General features: G+C 41.5%; 14 protein-coding genes. 9 read left to right on the top strand and 5 right to left on the bottom strand.

Features of this window, described 5'->3' with window-relative positions; translation table 11 throughout:
* Positions 1-34: 34 nt before the first annotated feature.
* The gene (locus tag UABAM_RS10340) at positions 35-1,219 is read right to left on the bottom strand and encodes an exo-alpha-sialidase (RefSeq protein ID WP_173013236.1); all 1,185 of its coding nucleotides are present in this window, start codon (positions 1,217-1,219) and stop codon (positions 35-37) included.
* 102 nt (positions 1,220-1,321) lie between these two features.
* On the opposite strand from UABAM_RS10340, the gene UABAM_RS10335 reads away from it, so the two are divergent.
* The 7 genes from UABAM_RS10335 to UABAM_RS10305 all read left to right on the top strand — a co-directional run bounded on the left by UABAM_RS10335 (position 1,322) and on the right by UABAM_RS10305 (position 8,673).
* Positions 1,322-3,070: an SPFH domain-containing protein gene (locus tag UABAM_RS10335; RefSeq protein ID WP_151967925.1), complete on the top strand. Its 1,749-nt coding sequence runs from the start codon at positions 1,322-1,324 to the stop codon at positions 3,068-3,070.
* A gap of 204 nt (positions 3,071-3,274) precedes the next feature.
* A complete protein-coding gene (gene rnhB, locus UABAM_RS10330; RefSeq protein ID WP_151967924.1) occupies positions 3,275-3,928 on the top strand; it encodes a ribonuclease HII in 654 nt (217 codons plus the stop codon).
* 27 nt (positions 3,929-3,955) lie between these two features.
* Positions 3,956-4,528: a hypothetical protein gene (locus UABAM_RS10325; protein ID WP_151967923.1), complete on the top strand. Its 573-nt coding sequence runs from the start codon at positions 3,956-3,958 to the stop codon at positions 4,526-4,528.
* Between the two features lie 91 nt (positions 4,529-4,619).
* On the top strand, positions 4,620-5,378 hold the full coding sequence (locus tag UABAM_RS10320; protein ID WP_151967922.1) for a class I SAM-dependent DNA methyltransferase: 759 nt from the start codon (positions 4,620-4,622) through the stop codon (positions 5,376-5,378).
* Between the two features lie 10 nt (positions 5,379-5,388).
* Complete coding sequence (locus UABAM_RS10315; protein WP_151967921.1) at positions 5,389-7,572, top strand: L-dopachrome tautomerase-related protein; 2,184 nt, start codon at positions 5,389-5,391, stop codon at positions 7,570-7,572.
* Position 7,573: 1 nt separating this feature from the next.
* Positions 7,574-8,206: a class II aldolase/adducin family protein gene (locus tag UABAM_RS10310; protein WP_151967920.1), complete on the top strand. Its 633-nt coding sequence runs from the start codon at positions 7,574-7,576 to the stop codon at positions 8,204-8,206.
* A gap of 35 nt (positions 8,207-8,241) precedes the next feature.
* Positions 8,242-8,673 (top strand): hypothetical protein, encoded by a 432-nt coding sequence (locus tag UABAM_RS10305; protein WP_151967919.1) that lies wholly within the window; start codon positions 8,242-8,244, stop codon positions 8,671-8,673.
* 234 nt (positions 8,674-8,907) lie between these two features.
* Here UABAM_RS10305 and UABAM_RS10300 read toward each other — a convergent pair whose 3' ends face one another.
* Genes UABAM_RS10300 through UABAM_RS10285 form a run of 4 tightly spaced genes read right to left on the bottom strand, consistent with a single transcriptional unit; the run spans position 8,908 to position 12,588 of the window.
* Complete coding sequence (locus tag UABAM_RS10300) at positions 8,908-9,240, bottom strand: hypothetical protein (RefSeq protein WP_151967918.1); 333 nt, start codon at positions 9,238-9,240, stop codon at positions 8,908-8,910.
* An 8-nt stretch (positions 9,241-9,248) separates the two neighbouring features.
* Positions 9,249-10,691 (bottom strand): FAD-binding protein, encoded by a 1,443-nt coding sequence (locus UABAM_RS10295; RefSeq protein ID WP_151967917.1) that lies wholly within the window; start codon positions 10,689-10,691, stop codon positions 9,249-9,251.
* Positions 10,688-11,521: a TauD/TfdA dioxygenase family protein gene (locus tag UABAM_RS10290; protein WP_151967916.1), complete on the bottom strand. Its 834-nt coding sequence runs from the start codon at positions 11,519-11,521 to the stop codon at positions 10,688-10,690. The genes UABAM_RS10295 and UABAM_RS10290 overlap by 4 nt, the downstream gene beginning before the upstream one ends.
* A gap of 26 nt (positions 11,522-11,547) precedes the next feature.
* A complete protein-coding gene (locus UABAM_RS10285) occupies positions 11,548-12,588 on the bottom strand; it encodes an L-tyrosine/L-tryptophan isonitrile synthase family protein (protein ID WP_151967915.1) in 1,041 nt (346 codons plus the stop codon).
* A gap of 846 nt (positions 12,589-13,434) precedes the next feature.
* Here UABAM_RS10285 and UABAM_RS10280 point away from each other — a divergent pair.
* Both UABAM_RS10280 and UABAM_RS10275 read left to right on the top strand, forming a co-directional pair.
* Positions 13,435-13,977 (top strand): TetR/AcrR family transcriptional regulator, encoded by a 543-nt coding sequence (locus UABAM_RS10280; RefSeq protein WP_151967914.1) that lies wholly within the window; start codon positions 13,435-13,437, stop codon positions 13,975-13,977.
* Between the two features lie 21 nt (positions 13,978-13,998).
* Positions 13,999-16,380, top strand: a complete 2,382-nt coding sequence (locus tag UABAM_RS10275) for a redoxin domain-containing protein (RefSeq protein ID WP_151967913.1) — start codon at positions 13,999-14,001, stop codon at positions 16,378-16,380.
* The last annotated feature ends 31 nt before the right edge of the window (positions 16,381-16,411 follow it).

Below are 16,411 nucleotides of genomic sequence, written 5' to 3'. Positions count from 1 at the left end.
AATAAGAAAATCGTTGTGTATTCTAGAATCCCGCTCATTGTTTTGTGACCTCTTGTAGTTTTTTGTTTAACCAAGCACTATTAAACGTGGTGTATTTAATTTTGTTAAAACATGTATATGTAAGATGATAGTTACCCTCTTGTTCGATGATCGCCGGATATTGGTAGTAATGACCCATTTTACCTATTGCTTTAAAACGTTCATCTTGCTCTTTGGGAATGGGGTTTTCTAAGTAGTGCAGAACGTTCCACTTTTTCCCTGCGTTTTGCGTATGTACGACGACAAGGTTGTCGCGCTCTTTGGGAGAATAGTTGATAATGCCAACATATTCTTGTGCGGCAATATGCAGCATGTCAAATCCTGAGTTTGGATTTGGCAAATTCCCTTCATTTACCGCAGACCAGCTTATTCCTAAGTCGCTACTTTCCATATGTAGCATTTGACCTTTATCGCGATTGCGACAATAAGCATCTATTGTTCTGTTTTGACGGTGGACAAGAGTTGGTTGTAGACATTTGTACTTATGACTAATACGACGTACCATGTATTTAAATTCGCCCTCATGTAATTTTCCCCAAAGTACAAGCCCGTATTTGTTGATAAATTCTTGATATAAAGGTAGCAAGAAGCTGCCATCTGCAAACAAAAGTGGTTTGTTTTTTACGTTATTGCTCAGACTCAAAAAAGGATTTAAGAGAAGTTCCTTGCTCTTACTCCAAGTTTTACCATTGTCATGAGAGTAACGATAGTTGGTACGTGCCATAGACCACCCACCAATGGGGACTGTGCAATAAAACAACCATAGTACATTGTTGGCGTCTTTGAAAACGACTGCATTTCCCACTTTGCGTATATAGCGTTGTAATTCTGTAGAAGACGTAGACAAATCTAAAATGCTCTGCGGAGAAGACCATACGCCATCTTCTTTAATTGCCGCGTAAATTTCTACATCTGCTGCTCCTTCTTCAGAACCAGCATACCAAACACACATTTGCCGTTTTTCGTCTAATGCGGTGATAGAAGACACGTGATTTTTCTTTTGTGAGAATTCAGGAGCAATGAGTTTTGCTGAAAATACCGGATCTTTTTTGGTGTGACTCTTTGGTTTTGTAATTTCTCGGTCTTGCCATGTGGTTGGAGATGTAAAAAATGCCATTGCATAACAGAAAATTACGCATATAATTTTATATATAAGTTCGTATTTTATTTTTGTTTTCATAATGAGTGAACATAACATAATAGATACATGGTTGCAATAAAAAAGGTTCTTACAAACTGTAAGAAATCACCAAAGTACTAAATCTGAATGTAAAGGTTTATAATGAACGCTCGTAGGCGAAGAAGGCGTGAGGCAAACATCGACCAAATCGCACAAAATGAAGAGGTCGCATATCCACAATCTGACTGTCTAGATCCTTTTGATTATGACGAAGAGAATGAGTGTGATGAGGATGACTCTGATCACTACGATGATGACTCTGATGATTACCAGGACGAATGCAATGAAGAGGACGAATGCAATAGCCTTTTTGGTGACGAAGATGATATTTTTGCAAATGTATGCAACGACAACATAGCGCTACCCCCTCAAAGCATGAATGTGGACGAAATTTCAATTCCATACGCCGAACAAAGCAATGCGGCAAGTAATTTTGCCGAAGTAAAATTTACCAATTTTATAGATGACTTTTCGCTAAATCAGGAAGAAAAAATGGACGCTAAAAGTAATATGTATATGCAGCAAGCAATTGCTGAAGTAGATAATCTGGAAAAACAATTGCGGGTGAATCGCAATAAAAAAGCGCGTAAGCAAGTTGTACCAAAGCCAGGAAATGGTGGCGGTGGCGGTGCTATAGTTGTTGAAGAGGAAAAAGATAGTGCCAGTTCTCTTGGAGTGAAAGTAACTGGTTGGATGTTTAAATCTGTCGTTGTTCCACCGAATATGTATGTTGTTCACACACGACGTGGCTACAAAAAGCCTCTAAATATTGGTTTAGGTGTCTCCTTTCGCTACGATCCGCGCCGCGATTCTTTTTTAGTGGTGCCAAGTTCGATGCAAACAATCATCATCAGTGCCAATACGATTTGCAAAGAACTGCAAGGTATTTTGATACAGGCTTACGTACAGTGGATTATCAATGATATTGAAACAGCATACCAACGTCTGGATTTTTCTGATGCTGAGGATCCGATGCGCGTTGTGACTCTACAACTACGCGAACAGGCAGAGGCCGCTATTAAAGACAAAGTCGCTACGATGTCTATTAACGAAGTACTTTCTGACAAACAACCGATCATAAAAGAGTTGACCAAACGCTTGAAAGAAGTTGCCGAAGGTTTTGGAGATGACCGTGGCTTGGGAATTAAAATCATCACCGTACAGATAAAAGAAGCCATCGTATCTTCGGCAAATTTGTGGCAGAATTTACAAAAGCCGTTCCGTTCGAGTCAGATGGCCACGGCTCGTTTAGCAGAAATTGAGCACCAGTCGACTGTAAACAAGAGAGAATTAGAGGAACAACAATCGCAACAAGACGCTCAACAAATCATCAAAGAAAAGCAGCTAGAACTAAATCACAAAATTAGGACGATTGAGCAAGAGAAAGAATTTGCGCAACGCCAGCAAAATATGGAGTTGGAAATTAACTCCTACAAATTACAAGAGGAAAAAATCAAAGCGAAACGCCAAATTCAAGAGTTAGAAATAGAAAATGAGGCGAAGTTAAAAGAACGCAAAGAACAGCTGCACAACAAACTGCAAGGTTTATCTCTTGACGCAGAACTACAACGTCAACAAAAAAGACATGATGTGAAAAATAAACAGACAGAGGCCGAAATTGGTTTTGAAGAAAAACGCCAGCAAATTGCCAACACTCTTTCACAGCAACAAATTCAATCGAAAGCAATTGCCATGATGCCAGAGTTGGCGAAATCTTTACCTCAACCTCAACACAGCGTGAGTATTACCGGTGATGGCAGCGGCTCTTCACTGGCAGGGGTTATTGCCAGTATTATTTCTGTGTTGCAAAGTTATGGTGTTCGTATTGGTTCATCGGAGTCGGAAGAGTAGCACTATTTTCCATCATCCTATGTGTCGGAAACGGAATTTGTCATATAGGATGATCGCCTAAGCATAGTATTTTAGTAACCTATTGAACCTAAGGTTTTTTTTTTATATACTTGACGCGAAGACATCTAGAAATTGTCTAGATAATGACATACCTTATCATTGCCCTAAGTTTCTTAGAGCCAATATGGGAGTATTTTTTTTCGTATGAAAATTTTAGGTATAGATGAAGCAGGTCGCGGATGTGTAATAGGTCCTATGGTGCTCGCAGCGGTAATGGTTACACAAAAAAGTTGGGACAGGCTTTTAAAATGTGGTGTAAAGGACTCTAAGAAATTATCGCAAAAAAAACGCGAAGCGTTGGTCGATGAAATTCGCGATATAGCACTAGGCACTGAAATCACAGTTGTTCCGCCATCTAAAATTGACGAATACTGTGCAAAAAAACGCCTGAATGTTTTAGAGGCAGAAGTGGCTGTTGAACTTATTAAAAAAAGACAACCCGACGTTGTGTACATAGATGCTCCCGGAAGAGGTGGACATAAGTTCAAAGAACAACTCGAAAACTTGCTCGATGAACGTCAAATATGTATCGTTGCCGAAAACCACGCAGATGATAATTACCCTGTTGTGGCTGCGGCAAGTATTCTTGCAAAAGTGACACGAGATAACGCCATTGAAGATTTGCGTAAAAAGTTTGGGGACTTTGGTTCTGGATATCCTTCCGATGCCAAAACCCAGCATTTTATTGATCGTTTATGCGAAGAGCAACAACCTCTTCCCGATTATATTCGCCACAGTTGGTCAACGGTGAAACGAAAACTAACGGGAGAACAAGATCAATTATTTATGAATGATTAGAAGAACACTCATATAAAGGTGATAGTGATGTCCATTCCTTTTGACTGTCCATTTTGTTCCTACAAAAAAAATGTTCCCGATAATTTCTACGGGAAAAAAATTAAATGCCCAAGATGTTTGGCTACCCTAACACTGGGAGTTCCCCAACCCACGAAGTTGACGGCCTTACCTTTGCCGGAAACAGATCCATCGTTGGGAGCGATTGAGCTAGAGAAACAAGAGGTAAGAGAAAAAGAATGTCCTATTTGTTTACAGCTCGTATATGAAGGTAAAGAATGCTCTGTGTACAAGAGATATACAGAACTTCTAAAAGAAAGTCAGGATAAACAAGTAAAAGATGAAGATTTGCTCAAAGATTACGAGTCGATCAAATCTGTTGCCGAAAAGAATTATAAACTGGGTTTTGCCTCTTTGATTTATGGACTTTCTTTTGTAATTTCTCCGATGATTTTATATCAAAACTATAAAATTCTTCCGCAAGTTTGCGAAAATTTAGAGCGCAGTACACGTAGAAAACTCAATGCCTCTAATTTAATGGCCGTAGTTGGTTTAGTGAGTTCACTCTTCGTGGCGATAGGCCTAACTTACTACATAAGGTAGTGAGCACTTAGAAGAGAACTTCAACGAACTTTTCTCTCGCCTAGTCATTTTCGTGTTATAGTAAAATTACATTTTAACAGAAAGGTTCGTTTTGGGGACTCCCAGTCACAACGAAGTCGACTTTTACGATATCTGCTCCAATTTTGTCCACGATATACCTCTATATGAAAAGATGTTTACTCCTGGAAAAGCTCCGCTGCTAGAGCTTGCCGCAGGCACTGGCCGTGTGACCATTGCCCTGGCTTTGAAAAACTACGAACTAATTGCCGTAGATATTAGCGAAAAAATGTTGAGAAAAGCACACCAAAAATGTGCACCACAAGTACAAGAAAAAATCACCTGGCTGCAGGATGATATGGCGAGATTTCAGTTACCATGCGAGGTGTCAGGAGTAATTATAGCTGCGAATTCCTTTTTATTACTTCCCTCCATCACCCACCAAAAGATGTGTTTACTAAATCTATCCGGGCAACTCACCCCTGGAACAAAAGTGATTATTGATGTATTTCATCCGCTTTTTAAGTTAAAAGAACCACATTTTCAGGGACAATTATCATTGTTGATGAGTATAGATAATTATGTCAAAGGTGGAACACTAAATCATTGGTGTTGCGGACGCTATGATGGTGCACAGCAAATTCTTATTGCCAACAATATTATCGAGATTTGCCGCGATGGCGAGGTAAAGCGTTATCCTTACACCGAAGTTTTGCGTTACGTGCATCGCTATGAGATGGAGTTATTGTTAGAACAAGCTGGTTTTACAGTAGAAAATATTTTCGGTTGGTATGACGAAAGACCTTTTGAACACAGCAGTCAAAAAATGATATTTGTCGCTCGCAAAAATTAAGGTATTTTTTATGAAAAAATTCGTATTGATATTACTATTTGTTTCGTGCATCGCCCAGGAAAAAGTTTTAAAAGAAATTGCGAATTCAAAAAGGCAATGGACGGGCATCGCTGTTTCGCAAGGCGGGCGTATCTTTGTCAATTACCCACGTTGGGGAGAAAAGACACCTGTTTCTGTCGGGGAATTGCAGTCAGATGGACGCGTTGTACCATTTCCCGATAAAAATTGGAATGGGTGGAACCGAGGAATGTCACCACGTGATCGTTTTGTTTGCGTGCAAAGTGTTTACGTGGACGATCAAAACTTTTTATGGATACTCGATCCGGCAAATCCACAATTTGCTGGTGTGATCAAAAACGGTCCTAAATTGTTAAAGGTGGATTTGAGCAGTAATAAGGTAATCAAAATCTATACCTTTGATGAGAAGGTGGTAAAACCAAATAGCTACTTAAATGACGTACGTGTGGATACTTTGCGACAATACGCGTACATGACAGATTCCGGCGACGGAGCAATCATTGTTCTCAATTTGAAAACAAATGCTACGCGACGTTTACTCGATAATCACCCTTCGACAAACGCCGAAGATGTTGTGTTGACCATTGAAGGAAAAAAGTGGCTTATTGACGGTAAGGCACCGCAAATACATTCTGATGGCATCGCTCTGAGTCCCAATCGCGAATATTTGTATTACCAAGCACTTAGTGGAAAGAGTCTATACCGCATTCGTACACGCGTTTTGCGTGAAGAGGACATTTCACGCGAGATGTTGTATAAGAATGTGCAAATTTTGGGAAAAACAGGGGCCGCCGATGGTTTGGCATTCGATCCGCACGGAAATTTATACATTTCTAGTTTAGAAAATAACGCCATTTTGCGTTTGAATCCCGGCTTAAAAGTGCAATACTTAGCGCAGCATGAGAGCATTTGTTGGCCAGATAGCTTTGCGGTGAGAAATGGATATTTGTACTTCACAACAGCACAGATACATTTAGGTAATAATGTGGTAAATCCCTATCGCATTTTCCGCATGCCGATTCGCCCAAAATTACGTAGTAAAAACGAAATCATTAGTTTTATCTATTATTGGTTTTCTCTACTAGACAACAATGCGGATATTAAAAAGTTTTTACCTCTGTTGTCGCAAACGAGTTTGTACATGCAATTGCCAGACGTGCAACTGTATTCGATTTTTGATTTCCAAAGGTGGCACTCTCTGGTATCGCAACAAATTAAGAAAGCCACACATAATATTGAAAGCGTAAAAGTCGAGATAGACCGCGATGGAAACTATGTGGTGAAAGTGAAGTTGGAGTGGCAGGGAAAAACAAAAGATAACGAAGAGATGAAATTTCAAGCCGAGCAAAATTTTGTCATCACCGAAACCGGAGAGGAATACCCACGTATTTTACGTTGTGTGGTCAAAGAGCGAAAATCTACCACCATGAGCAACAAGGTAAAAGAAAAAATTAGTCTACTGAAAAAACCCGTATTTGGGGGATTTGTGACCATTGCCGACGCGAAGGTTATTGAAAATATGGCGCATGGCAATCTGCTCGATTTTTTCTGGATCGAAGCCGAACACACCGAGATGAGCGCAAAAGAAGTGCAAGACTTGGTGCGCGCTGCGGAGAACGAAAATGCGGTCCCCATCGTACGCATCGCCACAAATAACGTTGCGCATATCAAAAAATACATTGGTAGTGGTGCCAAGGGCATTGTGATTCCTAGTATCAAAAATGCAAGCGACGCCAAAAGAGCCGTAGATGCGACGAAGTATCCGCCTGTGGGTAAGAGACCCGTCGGTGTCGAGCGTGGGAATCGCTACTTGGGAAATTTTCGCGAATATTTTGCCGAAGCCAATGGAGTCATGTTGACGATCTTAATGATTGAGACACCCGAAGCGATTGAAAATCTAGAGCAAATTGCCCAAGTTCCCGGAGTAGACTTGTGGCACATGGGACCTTTTGATTTATCGGTATCCATGGGAGTACCCATTGACTCACCGCAGCTAAAAGCCGCGATCCGCAAAGTGGAAATCGTTGCGCGCAAATACAACATTCCACTTGGAAGCTATGCCGCGAATTTGAAAACGGCGATACAAAAAACACAACAAGGTTATTACTTTTTTACGATTCCTGGAGATATGCAACTCTTGCAACAAGGGGTACGCGATTATTTTAAGGTAGATTAGCATGCAAGAAGGTGTGATTAAATTTGAATTGCGTTTTTTTCCTTATCCCGCAGTTCATGAAAAAAATATCGCGTGTTTAAACAGTTGGCGAAATACACTGTATGAGTACAATTTAATAGGCCAAGATCCTACACGGTACGATGGTGCGGGGTTTGGCAACGTAAGTAAACGTTGTCCACCATTTTTTCAGCCGTGTGGAAAAAGACGTTTTTTCATCACTGGAACGCAAACGGGGTTAAAGAGTCTTCTAACAACAGAAGATTACACAACAGTACTCGAATACAATATCGCACAAAATATGATTGTTGCCGAAGGTCCGGTGAAACCTTCGTCTGAATCACTGACACATGGTGCTATTTACGATGCGGATGACAATATCCGCTACGTTTTTCACACCCACAGTCCTGAAATTTGGCACAATGCCAAAAGGTTAGAAATTCCGGTGACACATCCTGATGTTGAATACGGTACCGTGGAAATGGCACAAGAAGTAAAACGACTTTTTTACCATTCCGATGTAGCACAAAAACAGATATTTTCTATGGGAGGGCATGAAGATGGCATTATTACTTTTGGAAGAAGCCCGCAGCAAGCAGGCGAGATTATGTTGCGCTACTATCATTTGAGTAGGTAGTGGCGAATGATGACGCAAAAAAAGAAAATACCTAGATGAAGACAAAATCGGAGGAACAAATGGGACGCAGTAAACACAATAGACGCCGTAGTTCAGGAAAAGCGTACAAAGATTTGCGATTATGCGGACAGGTAGCCAAAGCGCTCAATTACGCTTTGGCCGGAGAGTGCGATGACGACATTTTGCGCGATTTATATGTCGAATCGGTTATTCCGGCACCAGATAGTTCGAGAATGTTAGTGACAGTAACCCCAAATTCACTTCCCGCAACATCTGAAGAAATTTTAGAGCGCTTACATTTGCACATGAACACATTGATGTTAGAGGTGGCTTCCGCGATTCACCGTAGAAAGGCACCACAGCTAAAATTTAATGTTTTGAGCAAACAAAGCTGGGATGAAATTTCAGGCACAGGCGTTTCTGAAGACGACTTATATGAAGATGATATGTCGTTGGGCGAGTATTAGTACTTGTAAACATCAAACGATAACACAATAATTTGTAGGGGCGGACCTAGTGTCCGCCCGTTCCCCCACAGCGAATCGTTGATTATAAATCATCCCTACTTAACTATATAACAAAATGGTTTTGTAATTTTGACCGTAAGTGATAACACATCAACACATTACACGACCAAACTGTACAATTGCAACAGCAAGTTGAATCAGTTTAATTTTAATAAAACAACAGCGAATCGTTGATTATAAATCATCCCTACTCAACCAATAACCAAAATATCCACAAACACAAGAAACAAAAACAATCACCGTGACACCCAATCCAGTGAGTTGCGCATCTTCCGACGGGGAGTAATTGAGAAACATGACAAGCCCTGTACCCACGCAAGCAGCTAAGCCACTAAGTAGATCATTTTGTAGTAGTCCGGATATCGCTCCGAGAATAGCAAACCACCCACCAATAGACAGTGCGGTACTAACGGAAAAAAATATCCACGTGATGATAAATACCGGAAGAAAAGAACAGGTAGCCCTTATTGTCATTAGCCCAAAGCGGCTGTCAAGAAATGTATCCATTACTGTCTTTACACCGTAGCTAGCAAGCCTTCAAATAGTATTGCGCATTGGTCAAGTGACGCAGTGGATTCTATGTAAGAATCCGGGCGCACCAAAAATGCTTGGTTTGTATATGGTGCATCGGTTGCCCAAAAACTTTGACTTTCTTGTGGGTGAATTTGCACAATGTTCACAAAGTGCGGCACATCGAAATCTAATTTGCCATCACCGAAAACAACTAGATTAAATTTCGTATAGTCTAAAAGCGTATAAAGTCGTGTCTTCTTCGCACCATCGTACATTTCGAAATCTGGTATTCTCGTACCTTCTAGCCCGTCTTTACCGTAACGAATTCCCATACCCGTTATATTGCCCGCGTGTTTTTGCACGAGTTTTACATAGTCTTGGGCGTGTGTACCATTGTCAGAGTATTTGGTGGAACGTACGAGTTTACCCGAGGTTTCAATGACACTTTGTGCGACGGGTTTGCGCTCGTTTTCGTAGCTCTGCAAAAGACTCTTGGGCGCATTGTGTTTTATAACCATATTCAATTTCCACATGAGATTAAAAGCGTCGGCAAGGCCCGTGTTGAGCCCTTGTCCACCATTCACGGAGTGGACGTGACATGCGTCTCCCGCAAGAAAAACTCTGTCGTGCACAAAGAAATTTTCGGCGACAGACTCTTTGACGGAAAATTGAGAAAACCATACAACCTCTTTGAAACTCAGGGTGTGTGGTTGCATGGCGTTATTGATTTTTTCGATCGCTTCTTCCATGGTGAAGTCTTTGGTGTCCATGCGTATGTAAAATCGATCGATGTCGCCTTCGCGTGGAATCCACGCCACATCGGAAGTTTCCGCTTGGAAAACGATGATCTCGGGAACTTTGGGGAAATCGGTGTCAAGAACCCCATCTATAACCGCCCATATAATTTGTGGACGTATTATATGAAAGGGAATTTTGAAATGATGGCGGATAAATGATTTGGAACCATCGGCACCGATCACATAGCGCGATTGGATGGTTTCGCCATTCGAGAGCGTTGTCAGGCAGCCTTCGTCGTTGAGTTCGATTTTTTCAATGGTTGTGGTGCGCTTTACCGCGGCTTGCATTTCTGTTAGCTTTTTGTCCAAAAGCTGCTCTACGAAGGATTGTCCGATCATCAGGAAATGTTTATGCAAGCACCCTTGTAATTCTTCCCACCATGAGGATTGACGCGAGGCAAATTTTCCATCTGCCCATACTGAGCTAGTATTGCACTGCTTTCCCAAGGGATAAAGTTCGTCGAATAAATCGACGAGTTCCATGAGTTGTAGGGTGCGTGCGTTCAGAGCATCGGCTCTTCCTACCTGTAATGGTTCTTCGGATTTATCAAAAATGACGGTGCTCATACCACAACGTTGTCCTAGGTAAGCGCACATTAGTCCTACGGGGCCTGCTCCGACGATAAGTATATCTGTGTGTGTTGTCATTTGTAAGACTCTAAACCAGGGTTGTCATAAGGAGGGTCACTCAAAACCTGAACACGTCGAATGTGACGTGGAGATTTTGAAACAAATTCTTCTCTACCATGTAAAAGCGTAAAATTATCGGTGATCACAACATCTCCGGTTTGCCACTCATGGGCATAGAAATTTTGTGGATCACATAGAGTTTGTTTTAAATCGCGATGAAATTTAAGTGCTTCTTCGCTGCCAACACCTTGCACTTCAATATCCACGGGGTTAATGAGTTCGCCGTTTTCTTCAAAATGAGGCTCGTTATAACGAATGACCGAAAAATCTCGGTAAGGGTGTTTGGCGATAATCGGTGAAACGGTCTTACTATCGTAAAATTCCATTTTTCTTTTGTAATGTACCGTTATTTTGCTCCACAATTCTTTTTGTTCTTCGGATGCGTTTTTGAGTGCCAGCACGGTGTTGGTAAACGTGGTTCTACCACCTTGTCCTGCTAAGGGAGCTTTGGCGCAATGGAAAATTTGATATTCGGGGACTTGTGGTCGATACATACCGTCCCAGTGTAGAGGAACATAACTATGATCAAAAATATGATCCTTGGGATCGTCTTGCTGAATGAGTTCAAGTACTTTTCCAAAAGGCCACACACTCACTTCTCCCCAGCGTTCGCAATAGTTCGGGAAATCTTCCATATCTTGGAAAGTCTCAAAACCTCTTAGTAGAACGAGGTGCTCTTGGCGAAATAGTTCGCGTAAACTCTCGATGTTCAAATCTTGTACATTATTTTTACCATCCGGCTCGACAAGTACACCAAATGGTTTCAGCCGTGTAACCTTGTAATCCATTTTATATTCCTTCTATCGCATAAGCTTTAGTCTTTTACTAGAGTAAAATGACTTGGACGTCCGTTAGAAGAGTAAACTAACTTTGCACCTAAATCTTCTGCTTGAAAACGCTTCATTAACACAAATCCTTCGTCGGTTTCCACTGCAACGCCATGCCAGGGGGTCATCCAGCTTTCATTAGCAATAAGGCGAATGCCTAGCTTTTTTGATCCACAAACTTGTGGATGAATGGATAGACGAACGGCTTGTGGAAAGTATTCGGCAATGAGTTCGGTCCAGGCGTTGCTTCTACGAATAACTTCGTAAGACTTCGCACGAGCTTCTCTTTGCACAGCGGCGCGACTTTTTGTTTGTCCTGGATGCACAGCATCTTCAAATAAAAAGCGTGTGATTCCGCAGTACATACGATTGGCTTCGAGTTCTTCAGGTGTGGCACCTGGTTTTGCACCTTTTTTGACTTTTTCCTTGAGAGAGTCGACAGATTTTCCATAAATGTCCATTAGATGGTCACGCATCTCCACAAAGTCAATACCTCCGTAGTAGTCATCAAGGTTGAAGGTGGATATGTCGTTAAGAGACATCTCTTCAATCATGTTATCCAATTCTATTTGGTATGCGGTGACATCGCTTTCCTTCATTCCGACGACGTCGCTAAATACTCTTCCATCTGAACATATAATAATTTTGATTCCAGGTAAATAATATTCTTTAATTCTCTCGCAAAGATTTCCTAGGAAAGCCAATGAAAGTCGTTCGGCGTGGTCTGGTAATGCCCCTAATACTTTTCTGGGATTAGGAGATTTTCCGGGGAAAGCTGGTAAAACGAAAGTAACCGGCTCATTTTTTTCCACGGCTTCGATAATTTTTGGCAAATGGTACGATGAACAATGTGAACATTTTTCATCGCCACATGGTTGATGTGATTTTGGGGTACGACGAAACTTCATGACCTCGGCTAATATTCTTATGGCCATTTCTTTTACAGAATCTGTACTTGGTGAATAAAAATTGACAACCGGACTACTTTGGACTGTGATTAACTCGAAACTAGATTCTGTATTTTGCATTTTTTGTCTCCCCATGAAAATTTTAACTCTGACTTGTGCGGTTATTTTTTGTCAACTGCTTATGCTTTTAGTATAAGGCATTCTTTTGTATAAATAAAATTAACAGTTCCTATCTTTGTTATAGATTATATTTATGGATAGGGTTAGGTGTTGAGATTCTTTTGTGTGCGAATTAGGGTTAGGGATTCTTTCTCCGGATTGGTGCCCTCACCATCGCAATTGTGGGAGATTTGGATTAGGGATTTTTTCTCCGGATTGGTGCCCTCACCATCGCAATTGTGGGAGATTTGGATTAGGGATTTTTTCTCCGGATTGGTGCCCTCACCATCGCAATTGTGGGAGATTTAGGATTAGGGATTTTTTCTCCGGATTGGTGCCCTCACCATCGCAATTGTGGGAGATTTAGGATTAGGGATTTTTTCTCCGGATTGGTGCCCTCACCATCGAATTTAAGGTTTTAGCTACGCTAAAAACCTTAATTCTCATGCCTCTCCCACAGGGAGAGGCGTAACACGTCTTAATTTGCTTTTATTGTTTTCTTTGATGCATATCATAAACACAACATAAATTAAGCAGTGCATTGCATCACTACTTTTGTCCCGCAACTCAAGTGAATTTTGTTTTTTACAAAAGAGAAGCATTACGCCTCTCCCTGTGGGAGAGGCATGAGAATAGCAGGTTTTCAGCGTAGCTGATAACTGCTAATTCGATGGTGAGGGCATCAATATGAAAACGAACCTATACACGCCAAAACAAAACTTTTTATTTTCCCCTGGTAATCTTGCGTATTTTGTGATACATTTTTGTATCATTTGGTGATTGAGTGATCGTTTTTAGGATACAAACATGGCAAAAGAATTAAAGAGAAAACAGTTGTTAGATGCGGCAGCGTCTATTCTTACAAAGAATCCAGGGGCAACCATGGATAAGATCGCAACTCACGCTGGTGTGGGACGTATGACTCTATATCGCTATTTTCCCAGCAGAGAAGATCTTATTCGCGAATTGACTTTGGAATCCATTAAGGAAACCAATATCGCAATACAACCCATTTACGACGATGGGCTTTCGAGTGAGGAAGCGTTACGTAAAACTTTAGACAATATCATTCCTTTGGGAGACCGTTTTCATTTTTTGATTTATGAATCTATGCATTACAAAGATCGCGAAATTGAAAAAGCCCACGAAGAACAAATCGAAGAGTTGTATAAATTTATGGAAGTGTTGCGTAAAGATGACTTAATTTCGATGGACGCGACATGGGCGTTATATGTATTTGATGCCTTAATTTGGGCCGCGTGGTCAGCGATTGAGGAAGGAGATGTGGCACGTAAGAAAGCCAGTGGTTTAGTTTTGCAGACTTTTTTGAGTGGTTTACAGACCCCTTAGCCTTTTACGAGAGGAATAACTATGTACCATAGGATGACATGTTTTTTTATCTGTGTATTGTTGGTGGTGAGTACTTATAGTGATGAAGCAAATATTATTGGTACACGTGCCGTAGATACCTCGGGAAACGTTTATAAACTAGGTTTTGAAAAAGGACTCGGACCTGTTGCTTTTGTATTTTTGGACACAGGCTGTCCGATATCCAACCGCTATGCTCCACAATTAAATAGTATTTTTGATGATAGCCGCAGTAAAGGACTCTCCTTTTACGGAATCATCTCCGATCCATATACTTCTCTAACGGAGAGTTCGCGGTTTCGCGAAAAGTACAAACTACGTTTTCCTATCTTATTTGATTCTGTGGGGGACTTAGCGGAAAAGTTGCAGCCAAAGACAGTTCCGGAAGCATTTGTTGTAAATAAGCAAGACATTGTTGCTTACCGTGGGCGAATAGACAATCGTTTTTCCGCAGTGGGCAAACGCAGTCCTAAGGTAACCTCACATGACCTCAGTGAGGCCATTCGTTCTGTTGCCAAAACGGGAATGAGTTCTGTGAAAAATACCCAGGCCATTGGTTGTATCTTTGAAGCGTGGGAGGGAGAACTCGAAGAGGTGACATACACCAGAAATATCGAACCTATTTTACGCGCCAACTGTATTGAATGCCACCAACCTCAAGGTATTGCTCCCTTCTCTTTAACAACATATAAAGATACCAAACGACGCGCAAGAATGGTTTCTTATGTGACTAGAAATCGCATTATGCCTCCGTGGCGCGCGAAGGCGGGGCATGGAAATTTTCGTGACGAACATATTCTGGGAGATCGACAAATTGCCATGTTGAAAAAATGGGCCAAAAGTGGCCGTAAAAAAGGTGCGCCGCAAGATGCCATGCCTGAGGTGAAAACAACTGCGCAAAAGTGGCGATTAGGTAAACCGGACAAAGTGATTACTATGCCCCAAGAATTTTCTGTTCCAGCAGAGGGCGAAGATATATACCGCTACTTTGTGATTCCCAACGTTTTTCAAGAAGATCAAATCATCACTGGTCTTGACTTTCGTCCTGGTGATCCACAGGTGGTGCACCATGTCATTTACTACGCTGATTATTCAGGTAAAGCGCGAAAAGCCGACGACAATGATCCTAAACCAGGTTTTTCTGTTTTTGGTACCGGGGGATTTATGGAGGCAAATAATGAGGCATATCCATTAGGTGGCTGGGCTCCAGGAGGAGCGCCGTATACGCTTCCACCAGGTTATGGTATTTATTTGCCAAAAGGACAGGACATTGTGTTGGAAATTCACTATCATCTCACTGGTAAAGCAACAACGGACAAGAGTTCTTTGGCGGTGTACTTTGCCAAAAAACCAGTGGATAAATTTGTCGATGGCATTATGATGGGTACGCAAAATGTGGATATACCGGCAAACAAAAGTGATTATTGGCGACATGTCTCCATGGAAGTCCCGGCGGATATGCAACTTCTCGATATATCTCCACACATGCATTACATTGGAAAAGAAGCCAAAGCAGTGGTCACTTTTCCCGATGGTAAAAAGCAATCACTTCTTTACGTAGATGATTGGGATATTCGTTGGCAAAGTAATTACGTATTTCGCGAACCAGTAAAGATACCTGCTGGTAGCCGTATCGATACGTGGTTTCGTTACGACAACTCTGCGGACAATGCGGCGAATCCACACTCTCCACCAAAAAATATCAAATGGGGTTGGCAATCCAATGATGAAATGTGCGAAATGTATTTTACCATTATTGCCGCAGATAAAGACAAAGCAAAAATACAGCGCGCCGCATACGCATCGTGGTTGCGCTCCGCTGATCCCAACGCTCAAAAAAGCACGATGACAACAGAGGAAATTATCGATAAATTGACTACCGTGAGTAGTTGGAGCGCAAAAGGGGAAAAAGTATTTGAAATGGCATTGACTTCCCCACAAGCCGAAAAAATTATTACGTTGATGTCACAGCGTGCGTCTAAATCAAATAGCGCAAACATTTACAGCAACTACGGGGCGCTTTTGGCGATTATGATGTTTTACTCTACAGATGAAAGTGAACAGTATGCGCTGTGGATGGAAGCCGACAAAGCCTTTAACAAAGCGCTAAAACTAGATCCCACTCACTGGGATACGCGCTTGAGTAAAGCGGTGATATACATCTACTCTGAAGACAGCGGATTACAAAAGCAAGCGCAAAAGTTATTGTTAGATTTACAAGCGAAGAACAACAACAGTGACGCGCGTTATGCCAAGGTGTATTTGTATCTGGGAAATCTGTACGAGCTACAAGGGAAAAAAGCCGCCGCGCAAAAAACATGGAAGCAAGGACTTCAGCTATACCCCAAAGATGAAGAGCTACAAAAGAAAGCAGCCTATCGTTAGGTGTGGTATTGATATAGCCTAACGCAAAACT

The organism is Candidatus Uabimicrobium amorphum, assembly GCF_009002475.1.
GTDB lineage: Bacteria > Planctomycetota > Uabimicrobiia > Uabimicrobiales > Uabimicrobiaceae > Uabimicrobium > Uabimicrobium amorphum.
Note: the sequence above shows the minus strand (reverse complement) of the source record. Positions and strands in the feature narration are given on the sequence as shown.

What these genes read in the sequence shown, in the direction of transcription:
- UABAM_RS10340 (WP_173013236.1), bottom strand. Translation starts at nt 1,219, where the DNA reads ATGAAAACAAAAATAAAATACGAACTTATATATAAAATTATATGCGTA.
- UABAM_RS10335 (WP_151967925.1), top strand. Translation starts at nt 1,322, where the DNA reads ATGAACGCTCGTAGGCGAAGAAGGCGTGAGGCAAACATCGACCAAATC.
- rnhB (WP_151967924.1), top strand. Translation starts at nt 3,275, where the DNA reads ATGAAAATTTTAGGTATAGATGAAGCAGGTCGCGGATGTGTAATAGGT.
- UABAM_RS10325 (WP_151967923.1), top strand. Translation starts at nt 3,956, where the DNA reads ATGTCCATTCCTTTTGACTGTCCATTTTGTTCCTACAAAAAAAATGTT.
- UABAM_RS10315 (WP_151967921.1), top strand. Translation starts at nt 5,389, where the DNA reads ATGAAAAAATTCGTATTGATATTACTATTTGTTTCGTGCATCGCCCAG.
- UABAM_RS10310 (WP_151967920.1), top strand. Translation starts at nt 7,574, where the DNA reads ATGCAAGAAGGTGTGATTAAATTTGAATTGCGTTTTTTTCCTTATCCC.
- UABAM_RS10305 (WP_151967919.1), top strand. Translation starts at nt 8,242, where the DNA reads ATGAAGACAAAATCGGAGGAACAAATGGGACGCAGTAAACACAATAGA.
- UABAM_RS10300 (WP_151967918.1), bottom strand. Translation starts at nt 9,240, where the DNA reads ATGGATACATTTCTTGACAGCCGCTTTGGGCTAATGACAATAAGGGCT.
- UABAM_RS10295 (WP_151967917.1), bottom strand. Translation starts at nt 10,691, where the DNA reads ATGACAACACACACAGATATACTTATCGTCGGAGCAGGCCCCGTAGGA.
- UABAM_RS10290 (WP_151967916.1), bottom strand. Translation starts at nt 11,521, where the DNA reads ATGGATTACAAGGTTACACGGCTGAAACCATTTGGTGTACTTGTCGAG.
- UABAM_RS10285 (WP_151967915.1), bottom strand. Translation starts at nt 12,588, where the DNA reads ATGCAAAATACAGAATCTAGTTTCGAGTTAATCACAGTCCAAAGTAGT.
- UABAM_RS10280 (WP_151967914.1), top strand. Translation starts at nt 13,435, where the DNA reads ATGGCAAAAGAATTAAAGAGAAAACAGTTGTTAGATGCGGCAGCGTCT.
- UABAM_RS10275 (WP_151967913.1), top strand. Translation starts at nt 13,999, where the DNA reads ATGTACCATAGGATGACATGTTTTTTTATCTGTGTATTGTTGGTGGTG.